Annotated in this window: 15 protein-coding genes and 1 pseudogene; 13 read left to right on the top strand and 3 right to left on the bottom strand. The window is 64.6% G+C overall.

Translation table 11 applies throughout. The features are described 5' to 3' along the window. Window positions 1-21 precede the first annotated feature (21 nt). From AU196_RS09935 to AU196_RS09920, 4 genes are all read left to right on the top strand, one after another. Entirely contained in the window at window positions 22-708 is a 687-nt protein-coding gene (locus AU196_RS09935) for a TetR/AcrR family transcriptional regulator (protein WP_014850466.1), read from the top strand. Between the two features lie 45 nt (window positions 709-753). Beyond that, window positions 754-1,191, top strand: a complete 438-nt coding sequence (locus AU196_RS09930) for a PaaI family thioesterase (protein ID WP_005086620.1) — start codon at window positions 754-756, stop codon at window positions 1,189-1,191. Then, window positions 1,191-2,102, top strand: a complete 912-nt coding sequence (locus tag AU196_RS09925) for an alpha/beta fold hydrolase (protein ID WP_005086619.1) — start codon at window positions 1,191-1,193, stop codon at window positions 2,100-2,102. Before AU196_RS09930 ends, AU196_RS09925 begins: the two co-directional genes overlap by 1 nt. Before the next feature lie 90 nt (window positions 2,103-2,192). Beyond that, window positions 2,193-2,774 (top strand): TetR/AcrR family transcriptional regulator, encoded by a 582-nt coding sequence (locus tag AU196_RS09920; RefSeq protein ID WP_005116470.1) that lies wholly within the window; start codon window positions 2,193-2,195, stop codon window positions 2,772-2,774. 16 nt (window positions 2,775-2,790) lie between these two features. Here the strand turns inward: AU196_RS09920 and AU196_RS09915 are convergent, their stop codons facing one another. Genes AU196_RS09915 through AU196_RS09905 form a run of 3 tightly spaced genes read right to left on the bottom strand, consistent with a single transcriptional unit; the run spans window position 2,791 to window position 5,726 of the window. Further along, the gene (locus tag AU196_RS09915; RefSeq protein ID WP_005086617.1) at window positions 2,791-3,990 is read right to left on the bottom strand and encodes an NAD(P)/FAD-dependent oxidoreductase; all 1,200 of its coding nucleotides are present in this window, start codon (window positions 3,988-3,990) and stop codon (window positions 2,791-2,793) included. Continuing rightward, window positions 3,987-5,375 (bottom strand): cytochrome P450, encoded by a 1,389-nt coding sequence (locus AU196_RS09910; protein ID WP_005086616.1) that lies wholly within the window; start codon window positions 5,373-5,375, stop codon window positions 3,987-3,989. Before AU196_RS09910 ends, AU196_RS09915 begins: the two co-directional genes overlap by 4 nt. A 30-nt stretch (window positions 5,376-5,405) precedes the next feature. Continuing rightward, window positions 5,406-5,726, bottom strand: coding sequence for a 2Fe-2S iron-sulfur cluster-binding protein (locus AU196_RS09905; protein ID WP_005086615.1), 321 nt, complete (start codon window positions 5,724-5,726; stop codon window positions 5,406-5,408). Window positions 5,727-5,840: 114 nt separating this feature from the next. On the opposite strand from AU196_RS09905, the gene AU196_RS09900 reads away from it, so the two are divergent. From AU196_RS09900 to AU196_RS09860, 9 genes and pseudogenes are all read left to right on the top strand, one after another. Continuing rightward, the gene (locus AU196_RS09900; protein WP_005086614.1) at window positions 5,841-6,845 is read left to right on the top strand and encodes a helix-turn-helix domain-containing protein; all 1,005 of its coding nucleotides are present in this window, start codon (window positions 5,841-5,843) and stop codon (window positions 6,843-6,845) included. 282 nt (window positions 6,846-7,127) lie between these two features. Beyond that, window positions 7,128-8,295 (top strand): annotated as a pseudogene (locus tag AU196_RS26330) (thiolase family protein). Beyond that, a complete protein-coding gene (locus tag AU196_RS09890; protein ID WP_005061010.1) occupies window positions 8,292-8,729 on the top strand; it encodes a Zn-ribbon domain-containing OB-fold protein in 438 nt (145 codons plus the stop codon). The pseudogene AU196_RS26330 and the gene AU196_RS09890 overlap by 4 nt, the downstream one beginning before the upstream one ends. Further along, window positions 8,726-9,769: an LLM class flavin-dependent oxidoreductase gene (locus AU196_RS09885; RefSeq protein WP_005086613.1), complete on the top strand. Its 1,044-nt coding sequence runs from the start codon at window positions 8,726-8,728 to the stop codon at window positions 9,767-9,769. Before AU196_RS09890 ends, AU196_RS09885 begins: the two co-directional genes overlap by 4 nt. Beyond that, the gene (locus AU196_RS09880) at window positions 9,762-10,220 is read left to right on the top strand and encodes an FAS1-like dehydratase domain-containing protein (protein ID WP_005086612.1); all 459 of its coding nucleotides are present in this window, start codon (window positions 9,762-9,764) and stop codon (window positions 10,218-10,220) included. The genes AU196_RS09885 and AU196_RS09880 overlap by 8 nt, the downstream gene beginning before the upstream one ends. After that, window positions 10,217-10,642, top strand: a complete 426-nt coding sequence (locus AU196_RS09875; RefSeq protein WP_005086611.1) for a dihydroxy-acid dehydratase — start codon at window positions 10,217-10,219, stop codon at window positions 10,640-10,642. The genes AU196_RS09880 and AU196_RS09875 overlap by 4 nt, the downstream gene beginning before the upstream one ends. 32 nt (window positions 10,643-10,674) lie before the next feature. Further along, complete coding sequence (locus tag AU196_RS09870; RefSeq protein WP_005115562.1) at window positions 10,675-11,166, top strand: FAS1-like dehydratase domain-containing protein; 492 nt, start codon at window positions 10,675-10,677, stop codon at window positions 11,164-11,166. Next, window positions 11,163-11,633, top strand: coding sequence for a hotdog family protein (locus tag AU196_RS09865; protein WP_005086609.1), 471 nt, complete (start codon window positions 11,163-11,165; stop codon window positions 11,631-11,633). Before AU196_RS09870 ends, AU196_RS09865 begins: the two co-directional genes overlap by 4 nt. Window positions 11,634-11,676: 43 nt before the next feature. After that, complete coding sequence (locus AU196_RS09860) at window positions 11,677-12,444, top strand: enoyl-CoA hydratase/isomerase family protein (RefSeq protein ID WP_005086608.1); 768 nt, start codon at window positions 11,677-11,679, stop codon at window positions 12,442-12,444. Window position 12,445: the final 1 nt, after the last annotated feature.

Raw genomic sequence — 12,445 nt, 5'->3', positions numbered from 1 at the left:
CTGACTTGAGACATAACTGCGATGGTGTCATGTGCGTGGGCAAGTCACAATGGTGTGCGCGCGCGGCATACTGGCTGTGTGTCGACGAGGTTGTTGAGATGGGGCGCCGCCGCGCCGACAGATCGTGGGTCCGCTCGCGACCGGTTGCTCGATGCTGCCGAGCGGTGCCTCGAGAGTTGCGGTGTGGTGGGCACGACTATGGAGGACATCGGCAGAACAGCGGGTGTGTCCAGGGCAACGGTGTATCGCTACTTCCCCAGTCGGGAGGCGGTGATGTCGGGCGTCATCATTCGCGCCGCCGAGCGCTATCTCGACCGCATCAGCCCGCGGATCGCGGCGCACGCCGACCTGGGCTCCGCGCTCGTCGACTTCGTGGAATACACGGTTGAGGCCGCGCGCCGCGAAGAGATCATCGGATTGTTGTTCGGCAGCGACGAGGAACTAGCCGGCGTGGGTCTCGCGGCGGGGACCTCGACGTCCCTCTTCGAAATCGTCACCGAATTTCTGCGTCCCATCTTCACCAGACACTGGAGTTGCGTGGAACCGGGCGTCTCCGTCGACGACGCCGCCGAGTGGGTTGTCCGCACGATACTGAGCCTGCTGACTGTTCGAGGGCCGCGGGAGCGCAGTCGTGACGGACTCCGGGCGTTTCTGTCGAGGTTTCTCCTTCCGGCGATCCTGGCGGGTGACCACGCTCGACCGATGTGACATCTATGGAGTAATGTCTCGACGGCAGATGAGGTAGGAGGGCCTGTGCAATTCACCACGTTCAACGAACAGGTCGCTGAGCAACTCAAGAGCGCAGCAGAAACCACGGGCGGGTTGGCCGGTTACCTCGGCTTCCGTCACACCGAATTCGCTGCGGGACGGCTCGTCGCGGAGATGGACGCACGCGACGACCTGAAGACGCCGTTCGGCAACCTGCATGGGGGCTGCTTATCGGCCATGGTCGACCACTGCCTCGGCGTGGTGTTTTATCCCGTGATTCCACTGGGATCTTGGGTCGCGACAACGGAGTTCAAACTGAATCTGCTTCGTCCGGTCTCCAGCGGCACCTGTGTAGCCACAGCTGAGATCATCGCGCTGGGCAGAACCAGCGGGGTGGCGCGGATCGACATCTGCAACGACGGCAGAGCGGTGTGTGCGGCCCAGGGAACCGTCACCGTCGTCGCACCGAAGACGAGCTCCTGATGTCGGCAAAGAGAACAGGCGATTCGTCGGCTCCTGTGGTCGAGCGCGTGCCCACGGCAGACGGGCTGGCGCTGGCCGTCGACCTCTACCACTGTGACGCACCGCGGGCGGTCGTGTTGCTCCTTCACGGCGGCGGTCAAAGCCGACACGCCTGGGACGTCACCGCCCAACGCCTGCACCAGCGGGGATACACGGTGGCCGCGTACGACACCAGGGGACACGGGGACAGCGACTGGGACCCCGACGGACGCTACGACATGGACCGGCTGGGGTCCGACCTATTGGCCGTGCGCTCATACGCCGATTCCGGCCGCCCCGTCGCCGCGATCGGCGCATCTCTGGGCGGGTTGACCATTCTCGGAACACACTTGCTCGCCCCGCCGGATCTATGGCAGGCCGTCGTGCTGGTTGACGTCACTCCGAGAATGGAGATGGACGGCGCCCGACGAGTCGTAGCGTTCATGTCGGCACACCCCGAAGGTTTCGACAGCCTAGAGTCGGCCGCTGACGTGATCGCCGCCTACAACCCGCACCGCCCTCGCCCCGAAAACCTCGACGGGCTCCGAAAAGTCCTCGCCCGTCGCGAAGACGGTCGCTGGTCCTGGCGATGGGATCCAGCCTTCGTGACGTCGAATTTCCAGTTCCTGCAGGGTGATCCAGACGAGGGCGCTGAGTACTTCGAGATGATGAGCGCCTTCCTTCTCGATGGTGCGCGGCAGGTGTCCGCGCCAACGCTGCTGGTCCGGGGCCTACTATCTGACATCGTCTCCGAAGAGACAGTAAGGCATTTCCTGACCGTCGTTCCGCACGCGCAAACCGTTGACGTGTCGGGCGCGGGACACATGATTGCCGGCGACAACAACGACGCATTCTCGACGGCGGTCGTCGAATTCCTCGACAGGACCATATGAACCCTGCTGTCGGTTGACTGCCCATGTAGGGCTGGCGCCTATCCTGCTCCTATGCCAACTGAACCAGTGCGGGTGTCTTTCCGCCGGCATGTGCGCGAAAAGGTTTTGAGGGCGACACGAGAACTCGCCATCGAGAAGGGCTGGGATCAGGTCCGGATGAGCGAGGTTGCCGAATCGGTCGGCGTCTCCCGCCCGACGTTGTACAAAGAGTTCGGCGACAAACAGGGGCTCGGCGACGCGCTTGTGGTGTCGGAGGGCCAGCGCTTTATGGAAGGCATTCTTGCCGTCCTTGCCGAACACGTGGGCGACGTGCGGGGCGGCATCACCGCAGCGGTGCAATTCACCCTCTGTGAAGCAGAAGACAGCCCGCTCCTCAAGGCAGTTCTGACGTCCAACGCTTCGGGGAATGATCGCGGTGGCTCGTCGTCTACTGGAGTCCTACCTCTTCTGCCGACGTCGGCTTCCCTGCTTCAGCTCTGCTCCGCGGCTCTGATCACGTGGTTTAACGACCACTTCGACGATCTCGATCCCGAAGACGTTGAGGAGGTCGCAGATGTTCTGGTGCGACTGACAGTGAGTCATGTTGTACTCCCCGCCGCGGACATCGCCACCACCGGTGAGCGGATCTCCCGCGTAGCACTCAGGTACCTGGGAGTTGTCCACAGTTTGTAGCCAGCAAGCTCTCGTGTCAGATCGAGCCGGCGAGGAGCTCTGAGCGGTCAACTCGGAGCTGCTGGCTGATGGCCCGCTTACTGGACATGAAATCGCGAGGACGATTGACGCAGTCGGCGGCGATGAGTTCGCCCTCGCGGAAGTAGAAGCAGCTGAAGTCACGGTCACGCGACGGGTCACCACTGAGCAACAGTTCGTCGTATCCGGCGTTGAGACCGGCAATCTGGAGTTTGAGATCGTACTGGTCGGACCAGAACCACGGAAGCGCAGCGATTGCGCTGTGTTTTCCGCAGATTGTCGCCGCAGCGATCTTGGCCTGCTCGCCGGCGCTCGATACGGATTCCAAACGAATACGCGAGCCGTATCGAGCCATGGTGTGGCTCGTGCAGTCGCCGGCGGCCACGATGTCGGGGTCGCTGGTGCGGGCCTGGTCGTCGATCACGATGCCGTTGTCGACGGATAATCCTGCGGCCGAGGCGAGCTCGGTGTTCGGCACCACACCGACGCCGACGATGACCAAGTCGGCGGGGATCGATTCGCCGTCAGCCAGCACGACCTCCTGCACCCCACCGTTACCGGAGAAGGCTTCGACGAGGGCGTGTGTTCGGATCTCCACTCCCTCGCCGCGGTGGATTCGCGTGTAAAACGCGGAAACCTCCGGCGCGGTGACCCTTTCGAGTACACGCTCGGTTGCCTCGAGGACGGTGACGTTCATGCCGAGCGAACACAGCGAGGCCGCCGTTTCCAACCCGATGTAACCGCCGCCCACGATCACAACCCTCCGACCCGGTGTGGCGGCGGCACGGATCAACTCGACGTCTGCAGCGGTACGCAGGTAGTGAATTCCGGGAAGATCCACCCCTGGTGTGGGGAGTCGTCTGGCCCTTGCGCCGGTGCACAACGCGAGCTTGGTGTACGTCAGCGTGTCGCCGGTGCTCAGAGACACACGCTTGGCACTCCGGTGGATCGCCTCCACGGTCGCATTCAAGAGTCGAATGTGCTGCTTTTCGTAGAAATCAGCGCCGCGAATCAGGAGGTCGTCGAGGCCGTTCTTGCCGGCCAGGTATCCCTTCGACAACGGAGGCCGGTGGTAGGGCAGTCCCCCCTCGTCGCCGATGAGCACGACCTCCCCAGACCACCCCTCCCTTCGAAGATTAGCTGCCAACTGCGCGCCGGCGTGGCTCGCGCCGACGATCACCGCTCGTTCGGGAGTCATGCACTCGGCCTGGGAGTGAGGCGAACCATCAGCTTGCTGATACCCCTGACGAAATTCGATTGCACATACTCGGGTTCGCCGACCACCTCGATGTTCTCAAAGCGAGGGAGCAATTCCTCCCACAGGATTCGAAGCTGCAACTCAGCAAGTCGGTTTCCCATGCACCTGTGCACGCCGAACCCGAACGAGATGTGATTGCGGGCGTTGCTCCTATCGATGATCAACTCATCGGCCCGCTCGAAGACACGCTCATCGCGGTTACCAGAGGCGTACCACATCACGACCTTGTCGCCCTTGCGGATGAATTGCCCGTTCAACATGATGTCTTTTTTCGCGACTCGGCGCATGTACGCCAACGGGGTCTGCCAGCGAATGATCTCGGACACCATGTTGGGAATCAGGTCAGGGTTCGCCTTCAACTTCTCGAACTGATCGGGGAACTGGTTCAAGGCGAGAACCCCTCCGCTCATCGAGTTGCGAGTCGTGTCGTTTCCCCCGACGATCAGCAATACCAAATTGCCGAGGAATTCCATCGGGCGGTCGATGAGATCCTTAGTGTCCTCGTTGGCCTGCAGCATCGTGATCAGATCGAAGCCCGGTCGCTCCCCGTTGGCGGTACGGGCCGCCTTGTCATGCCAGAGAGCGCTGAGCCCCTTCGCCATGTCGACCATGCCACGAAACACTCTGTCGTTGTCGGAAGGACCGCCATTGGCTTGCTCCATGGAGGTGGCGAGGTCCGACCATTCCACGAGCTTGTGCCGCTGCTCGTACGGGAAGTCCAGCAGGGTCGCGAGCATGCGCGCTGTCAGTTCGATGGAGACGTGGTGCACCCAATTGAACGGCTGATCCACCGGTAGATCGTCCAGCACTTCCTGGACACGCGAGCGGATCAGCCCCTCCATCTCGCGCAGGTTCTTCGGCGCGACAACCCCTTGGACGGAAGCGCGCTGCAAGTCGTGTTGTGGCGGATCCATCGCGATGAACATGGCGATGTCCATAAAACGAGGCGGTCTCCCGATGATGATGAACGGCTCTGCGGAGAAAGCCTCGTGGTTCTTGTCGACGGCGATGATGTCCGCGTGGCGGGTCACCGACCAGAACGGGCCGAACGGACTGCGAGCCTGGTAATGCACCGGCGCCTCGTTGCGCACGCGTTCGAAGTAGGACTTCCAGCGGCCTTGGCGGTAGAGGAACGGGTTGCTGAGATCGATGTCGGCGATATCGACGTCCTCGACCGGAGGAATGGGCGTCTCGGTGAAGATCTTCTTACCATTGGTTCCGGTTACCCACCGACGTGTCTTGTCGTAGAGGTGTGCGCCGCGGATTTGCAGCTCCAGAGGCACGGCAGACTGGGCTTTGGCGGCCACTGCCGCGGGAATACTCATTATTGTTTCCTCCAAATCCATGACGTTGTTTCAGAGCTGGAACTCAGGTAGCTCGACCGTCAAGCCATCCCATGCCTCGGAGGCGGCCATCTGGCAGGACAGCCTCGACGTCCGCTGACGCTCGGGGTTCATCGCGAGCATCTCCTCTTCGTTGGCGCCGCAGAGTCCCACCGTGTCCGACCACTCGGGAGCGACGATCACGTGGCATGTTCCGCATGCGGCTTCCCCTCCGCAATCGCCGTCGATGCCGGGCACCGCGTTATTGACCGCAATCTGCATCAAGGACTGCCCTTCGGCCAAGGGGGCTTCGTACTTCTCGCCGTCATGAGAGACGAAGGTGACGACTGCCATGATTAACTCTCCTCAATCTGGAACTTCTCTTTTTAGTGTTGTCGCGCGTGACCAGCGTCGCTAGACTCGCAGGAGTCAAAGAGTTGTGTTTTTAGCTCACGCGCAGGGAGGCACGTGAAACTCGACGACTCGGGTATGCCAGCGCTGGCTTTCCTGCAGATGCTGGACAGTGAGGCGCTGGGGCATGACGCCAGCATTGCGCTGCGCAGCATCATGGTTCGCGAGCACGTCACCGAGTCGATGTTGGTGGGCCGCGACGCGCAGGTCCCCTTACGGTGGTTCAGGGAGATATATTCCGATTTCGATTGTGATCAGGGAACCCGTCTGGGTTTCGCGTTCGCTGAACACGCCAAACTGACGTCCTTTGGGGCACTCAGTGTTCCCTTGGTCAGCGCGGGCTCGGTAGCCGAGGTTGTCGAGTTGCTTGCTTATCTGCCGGTGATCACCACAGCCCTCAGCCCGTCGTTCCATTCGACGGAACGCGGCCTCACGATCGGGCTCACCGGTCGCACCGGTGACGCGGGCCTGAACTGCCTGGCCGTCACCTACGGTGGGCTGGCGCTGTTGCGTCTGCTCGACATGCTCGCGGGTGCCGTACCGAATATTGAACTGCATCTGAGTCATTCAGCGCCGGAGTCGTGGGTTCTTCATGACGAAGTGTTGGCGGGTCGGATCTTCTTCGACGCCCCCAGCTCGTTCGTCCACGTTCCCGCGGCTACGCTGGAGGAGGTCTGTCGATTCTCCGATCCTGTGGCGTACCGGATTGCCGTCACCGATTTGCAGCGAACTCTCGATCAACGACGTGACACGTCGGTCTCCGAAAAAGTAAGGGACCTGCTCGAGAAAGATCCCGGAAAAACGAACATCAGCCGGACGGCGGGCGAGCTCTCGATATCCCCGAGCACGTTGAAGCGGCGCCTGCGCGAAGAGGGGACCACCTTTCGAGAATTACGTCAGTCGTTCTTGCAGGAGCGAGCAATTCTGCGAATTCTCGACAGATCGGTGTCTGTAAGCGAGATCGCGGCAGAACTCGGGTACGCGGACCTCACGAACTTCACACATGCGTTCAAACGGTGGACCGGTCGGTCACCGCGCCACTTCAGAAAAACGCGCGACTGAGCGCGCAAAGTTCCGCCCGGGCGCGTGCCGGGCGTCCACCGGAACCAGCGGGCTTCGCGATCGGCCTCATCTGTCACCTGGACATCGTCGAGAAACGACACGATCGGCGCGGGTTTCGGTCATCGCAGCACCCTCTTGGGAAGAGGCGCAACGACATCCAGAGAATCCATACCGCGCTGGCGGCGGGTGCGGGCCGGGGGTGACGCGGACCCCCTAGTCACGCTATGCTAACCGTCGTTCACGTCGGGACCGGCGTTGAACGCGTGGTCGGAAGGAGTCCGGATGCCACACGACCAGCCGGCCATCATCGGTGCCGCCGAAGTCGCTCCAGGAAGAAACGTTCCGTACACCTCCACTGAATTGCATGTGCGCGCCGCGGTCGCGGCTCTCGCCGACGCAGGGGTGGTCCCAGACGAGGTCGACGGTCTCGTGTGCGCCGGGCCGATGACGAACGAGGGTTCGATCTTCCTGTCCGAGGACCTCATGGACTATCTCGGGCTGCACAACCTGAAACTTCAGATGACCTGTCAGCTTGGCGGCGGGACCCATCTGGCCATGACGCGCATGGCGAGTAACGTCATCGCCCGGGGCGAGGCCGAGACGGTGCTGGTCGTGTCGGCGGGCAAGTTTCCACCGATCCGCGATGGCGGGCGCGAACTGATGGCGCTGGTGTGTGACCACGCGTTCGAGATGCCCTACGGACCCTCCGTGCCGGCGCTGTACGGTTTGATCGCGCAGGCCTGGATGCACGAGACGGGACAGGGCAAGGCGGACATCGCCGAGGTCACCGCGTCGCAGGACCGGTGGGCCGCGCTGAATCCCGCGGCGATCGCGCACCGCTCACAACGCCTGACTGTGGAGGACGTGCTGGCGTCCCGCCCGATCGCCGGGCCGTTCCACTTCTACCACTGCTCGATTCCCTGCGAGGGCGGTGGCGCGCTCGTGCTGGGCTCGGCCCGCCGGGCTCGCGCGGGCAAACACCGGCCGGTACACCTGCTCGGGTTTGGAGAGGGTCACACCCACGGTTTTCTGACCTCGCTGGCCCGCCCGGGTCGTACCGGGGCCGCCCGTTCGGGTCCGATGGCCTTCGAGCGCTCCGGACGGGCGCCGGCCGACATCGACATCGCCTTGCTCTACGACGCCTTCGCCTCAAACCCGGCGATGATCCTGGAGGAGGCGGGCTTCGTGAAGCCCGGCGGGGCAGGCGATTTCTACCGTGACGGCCGCGCCGATCCGGGGGGCGACCTTCCGGTGAACACCGACGGCGGCCTGATCCGGTTCGGGCACACCGGGACCTCCTCTGGCATTTCGCAGATCCTCGAGGGTTATTGGCAGTTGTCCCGGTCGCGCCGAGGGCCGTCAGGTCTTCGGGGCGGACACCGCGTTCGTGCACAGCTACGGCTCGATGCTGTGCAGTCACGTCAGCATGGTGATGGAGGGAGCGTCATGACCGCAGCTTCGAGTTCCCTCGACGGTCTGCACGATCCTGAGGCGCTGCCGCCGCTGACCGATGTCAACCGTCCCTACTTCGCAGCAGCGGCCCGCGGCGTACTCGTCTTCCAGCGGTGCGCGAACGGCCACCCGTTCCTCTACCCGCGGCTGGTGTGTCCCGTCTGCCATGACGGTGAGTTGGCCTGGGAGACCGCGGCGGGTACTGGTGAGATCGTCAGTTTCGCGCCGGTGTACCGCCCCCCGTGGGACTCGTTCCCGCGCAGCGAGCCGTACGTCGTCGTGCTCGTTCGTCTGGACGAGGGGCCGCAGTTGTTGGCCAGTCTCGAGGGCGTGGCCCCCGATGAAGTTGCGATCGGCGCAAGAGTGCGCGCAGTGTTCGAGCGGGTGAACGAGGACCTTGGGCTGGTCCGATTCAGGCCGGCGGCGTCGTGAGCACGTACGGGGTCTCGGTGCTCGGCGCGGACTTGGCCACCCTTGTCGAGACCGCCGAGGCTACCGACCTCGCCGGCTTCGACGCCGCCTGGGCCTCGGAGTTCTACTCGCGCTCCGGCTCGATCTCGATGGCCGCGATGGCCGCGCGCACAAAGCGCTGCCGCATCGGGTCGTCGATCCTGTATGGCGTCGGGCGCAGCCCGCTCGTGCTCGCCACCGAGGCGCGTGACCTCGACGAGCTTTCAGGCGGGCGCGTCGTGCTCGGGCTCGGCAACGGCACACGCCGCATGATGAGCGACTGGCACGGCGTGGAGGACACCTCCGCTCCCGCTCTGCGCATGGAGGAGCTGGTCCCGCTCGTGCGTCGGATCTGGAACCTGCACGAGGGCCCCGTGCGCCATGAGGGTCGCTTCTATCGGATGAATCTCGTCCCGACCGGCGACGTCGCGCCGCCGCAGCGGGCCATCCCGATCATCACCGCGGGCGTGCGTCCGCGGATGTGCGAGGTGGCAGGGCGCGTCGCCGACGGGTTGGCCGGTCATCCGCTATTCACCACGACCTACGTCGAGGAGGTCGCCCGCCCAGCCGTCGTGCGCGGTGCGGAGCGGGCCGGACGCGATCCCGCCGACATTGAGATCGTCTCGATGGTCATCTGCGCGGTGCACGACGACCCACAGATCGCACGCCGTGAGGCCGCGCAGCAGATCGCGTTCTACTCCTCGGTGAAGACCTACGAACACGTTCTCGATGTGAGCGGCTTCGCCAGGCAGGGGGCGGCGATTCGCGACGCGTTCGCGCGGCGTGACCTGCCGGCCATGTTCGCAGCCGTCACCGACGACATGATCGACGCGATGGCGGTGGCCGGCACCGCCGCCGAGGTCCGAGAAGGGCTGCGCCGCTACGAGGGCGTGCTGGACCACATCGTTCTCTACTCACCCTCGATCGGCCTCGCGCCCGAGCGCATCGCCGAGAACCTAGGCAGCCTCATTCGCGATTGTGCACCGGCCTTCGCCGGCGGGAAAGGTGACCAGAGTGGCTGACGCATCGCTCATCGGGACGCAACTCGGGAGCACCACATTTCCCGTCGACCGGTCCAAAGTGCGCGAGTTCGCGCTGTCCCTCGACGACCACGACCCGATCTACCAGGACGCCGCAGCGGCCCGCGCCGCCGGCTTCGGCGCGATCCCCGCTCCGCCGACCTTCGTCGTCTCCTCGGCTCACTGGCGCGCCGACGACGACATGTTCGGCGCCCTCGGGCTCGACCTGCGACGCGTACTGCACGGTGAGTGCGGCTGGGAGTATTTCGCGCCGGTGGTCGTCGGCGACGAGCTCACCGAGACGCGTCGGGTGTCGAACGTGACCAGCCGCGAGGGCAAGCGCGGCGGCACCATGACAATCGTGACGATCGAGACCGACTTCACCAACCAGCGCGACGAACTCGTCGTGCGCCAGACCGACGTCTTGATCGAAACCGGAGGCTCCACCCAATGACGACATCCCCCGCGCCGGTGGCGTTGGCCGCCGGCGACGAGATGCCGAGCTCACAGTTCGGCCCGCTGACGCGCTCGCACATCGTCCGCTACGCCGGGTCCGGCGGCGACTTCAACCCGATCCACCATGACGAGGAGTTCGCCCGCGCGGCCGGCATGCCCGGTGTGTTCGGTATGGGACTGCTGCACGGCGGTGTGCTCGCCCAGCGGCTGACCGCCTGGGTGGGGCTGGCCAACATCCGCTCGTTCCGCATCCGGTTCACCGGTCAGGTATGGCCCGGTGACCTGCTCAGCTTCGGCGGCAGGGTCACCGGCGTGCGCGAGGCCGGAGGGCAGCAGGTGGCAGACCTCGAACTCGTGGTCACGCGCCAGTCCGGCGAACCCGCGATAAAGGGGAGCGCCGTCGTGCAGGTGGCCCGGTGAGCGCGCCAACGAGCGACGTCACCGGCCTCGGGATGACATTCGGGACCTTCGACGAAGGCCGGGCGTGGGTCGGTCATCGCTCCGAACCGCGGCGTGCGTGGTTCCCGATCGACCGCTCGATGGTGTTGTACTACTGCTCGCTCGTCGAGGACGCGAACCCCCGTTACTGGGAGGGTGAGGACTGCCCGCCCGGGCTGCTGATGAGCCTCGGCTTCGCGCCGCAGTGGGTGCCCGGGTACCTAGCGCGTGCCGACATGATGTTCGCGCTCAGCGTCCCGTTGCCGGGCCACCACATCATCAACGCCTCGACGACGACGGAGTTCGAACGCCGGCCCCGGGTAGGCGATCACGTGTCGATCGTGGAGGAGATCGCCTCGATCTCCGAGCCGAAGACGACGCGGGTGGGCACCGGCGTGTTCATCACCACGGTGAGTACGTTCTCCGACCAGCACGGTGAGGTCATCGGCCGCAACACCAACGTGCTCTTCCGATACGACACCGCCGATAGTGAAGGCGCATCATGAACGGATCCACCGAGCACAGCATGGTCCGCTTCCCCGTGCGGTTCGAGGACATCGCCGTCGGCGACACCCTGACGCCCGTCTCGATCGAGATCAGCTACAAGCGCATCTGCATGAACGCGGCTTCGACATGGGACTGGTTCCCCGGTCACCACGACCCCGACTACGCGCGCAGCCAGGGCCAGCGCACAATCTACCTGTCAACCCTCTTCTTCCATGGCTTCATCGACCGCGGCCTCAACGAATGGGCCGGACCCGACGCGCTCATCCGGCGCCGCAGAATCTCAATGATCCGGTCGATCTACCCGGGCCAGACCGCGACCCTGAGCGGCAAGGTCGTGGCCAAACGCGACGATGGCGGACGGCGCCTCGTCGACCTCGAGTTGCTCGTCTCGAGCGAAGATGGTCCGTGCGTGCCGAGTGAAGCCACCGTTGAGCTGGCCGACCCGTTTGTCGAGGTGCCGGGGTGAACTGCCACTCACATGCGAGACGACGGTGAGGGACGGAGGCTCGGTGGCCGAGCAACCGATTCGCTACGAGGTCGTCGACAGCGTGGCCTGGCTGACGATCAACCGGCCCGAGGCGCGCAACGCGCTGAACAACGCTGTGCGCACGGGGCTTATCGACGCGGTACTCCGCTTCAATGACGACGACGCGGCGAAGGTGCTCGTCCTCACCGGCGTGGGCGATAAGGCGTTCTGCGCCGGCGGGGACTTGAAGGAGATGGCGCAGAACGCGCTCAAGGTGCCCCCGAAGGACTTCGCTCCGCAGTTCGGCCGCAACATCGATGTCGCGAAGCCGACGATCGCGGCCGTCAACGGTGTCGCGTTCGCCGGGGGCTTCCTGCTCGCGCAGCAGTGCGACCTGGTCGTGGCCGCCGAACACGCGACCTTCGCCGTCAGCGAGGTCAAGGTCGGCCGCGGTTCGCCGTGGGCGACACCCCTGTCGTGGCTGGTGCCCCCGCGCGTTGCCATGCAAATCCTGCTGACCGGCGACCCGATCACCGCCGCGCGCGCCCACCAGGTCGGCTTGGTCAATGAGGTGGTGCCGGCCGATCAGTTACGCGAGCGTACCCAGCAGTTGGCGCTCAGCATCGCCGCGAACGCACCGCTGTCCGTGCTCGCGTCCAAGCGCACCGTGTACCTCTCGGCGCAGCACCACCTCGCCGCCGCGTACGACCTGGCCGACGAGATATGGGAGCCGGTCTATCTGAGCGACGACGCGCAGGAAGGCCCGGCGGCGTTCCGCGAGAAGCGCGCGCCGCAGTGGAAGGGACACTGAC

It is taken from the genome of Mycobacterium sp. IS-1742, from assembly GCF_001500125.1.
Taxonomy (GTDB): Bacteria; Actinomycetota; Actinomycetes; order Mycobacteriales; family Mycobacteriaceae; genus Mycobacterium.
The sequence above is the reverse complement of the archived record's forward strand: the minus strand, read 5'-3'. Positions and strand labels throughout refer to the sequence as shown.

Excerpts from the sequence above, each read along its gene's own strand:
- AU196_RS09935 (WP_014850466.1), top strand. The coding sequence starts at position 22 with ATGGTGTCATGTGCGTGGGCAAGTCACAATGGTGTGCGCGCGCGGCAT.
- AU196_RS09905 (WP_005086615.1), bottom strand. The coding sequence starts at position 5,726 with ATGGCAGTCGTCACCTTCGTCTCTCATGACGGCGAGAAGTACGAAGCC.
- AU196_RS09890 (WP_005061010.1), top strand. The coding sequence starts at position 8,292 with ATGACCGCAGCTTCGAGTTCCCTCGACGGTCTGCACGATCCTGAGGCG.
- AU196_RS09870 (WP_005115562.1), top strand. The coding sequence starts at position 10,675 with ATGACATTCGGGACCTTCGACGAAGGCCGGGCGTGGGTCGGTCATCGC.
- AU196_RS09875 (WP_005086611.1), top strand. The coding sequence starts at position 10,217 with ATGACGACATCCCCCGCGCCGGTGGCGTTGGCCGCCGGCGACGAGATG.
- AU196_RS09865 (WP_005086609.1), top strand. The coding sequence starts at position 11,163 with ATGAACGGATCCACCGAGCACAGCATGGTCCGCTTCCCCGTGCGGTTC.
- AU196_RS09915 (WP_005086617.1), bottom strand. The coding sequence starts at position 3,990 with ATGACTCCCGAACGAGCGGTGATCGTCGGCGCGAGCCACGCCGGCGCG.
- AU196_RS09910 (WP_005086616.1), bottom strand. The coding sequence starts at position 5,375 with ATGAGTATTCCCGCGGCAGTGGCCGCCAAAGCCCAGTCTGCCGTGCCT.
- AU196_RS09925 (WP_005086619.1), top strand. The coding sequence starts at position 1,191 with ATGTCGGCAAAGAGAACAGGCGATTCGTCGGCTCCTGTGGTCGAGCGC.